This window comes from Corallococcus aberystwythensis, from assembly GCF_003612165.1.
Taxonomy (GTDB): domain Bacteria; phylum Myxococcota; class Myxococcia; order Myxococcales; family Myxococcaceae; genus Corallococcus; species Corallococcus aberystwythensis.
The window spans coordinates 1-804 of record NZ_RAWK01000552.1; the positions used below are offsets into that span (position 1 = coordinate 1).

Annotated in this window: 1 protein-coding gene; it reads left to right on the plus strand. The window is 68.8% G+C overall.

Going from position 1 to position 804, the window contains the following annotated elements; translation table 11 throughout:
• Positions 1-804, plus strand: an 804-nt coding sequence (locus tag D7W81_RS41395) for an AMP-binding protein (protein ID WP_147445849.1), incomplete at both ends; no start/stop codon positions are given.

An 804-nucleotide genomic window follows, 5' to 3' on the forward strand; every position in this document is an offset into this window, starting at 1 on the left:
CCCGAAGTCCGCGTCGGCCTCTGCGTCGAGCGTACCGAGGACCTCGTCATCGGTGCTCTCGGCATCCTCAAGGCCGGTGGCGCCTATGTGCCGTTGGATCCCGGCTACCCGCGTGAGCGGCTGGGCTGGCTGCTGGAGGACGCCCAGGGTCCCGCCCTCGTGGCCCATTCGCACCTGCTCTCCGCGCTACCCGAAACGGCCGCCACACCGGTGTGCCTTGATTCAGATGCGGAGTTGGCGAAGCAGCCCACCACGGCGCCGGCTGTGGACATCCACCCGGGCCATCTCGCCTACCTCATCTACACGTCCGGCAGCACCGGTCGTCCCAAGGGCGTCGCCATCTCCCATGGCAACGCGGTTTCCTTCCTCCACTGGGCGCTGGCAACGTTCGCTCCGGAGGAGTTGAAGGGCACGCTCGCCGCGACGAGCCTCAACTTCGACCTCTCCGTCTTCGAGCTCTTCGCCCCGTTGAGCAGCGGCGGCGCGGTGGTGGTGGCTCGCAACGCCCTGCACCTCGCGGAGCTGCCTACTGCTTCCCACGTCACCCTCGTCAACACGGTGCCTTCTGCCATGGCGCAGCTGCTGCGCCTGAATGCGGTGCCGCCGGGCGTGCGTGTCATCAACCTCGCGGGCGAAGCCCTGCCGGAGACGCTGGCGAAGCAGGTCTACGCCGTCCCCACGGTGCAGAAGCTCTACAACCTCTACGGGCCCTCCGAGGACACCACCTACTCCACCGCCGCCCTCGTCGGCCGTGACGAAGTGCCTCTCATCGGCCGCCCGCTGCCCGCGACGCGCGCCTACGTG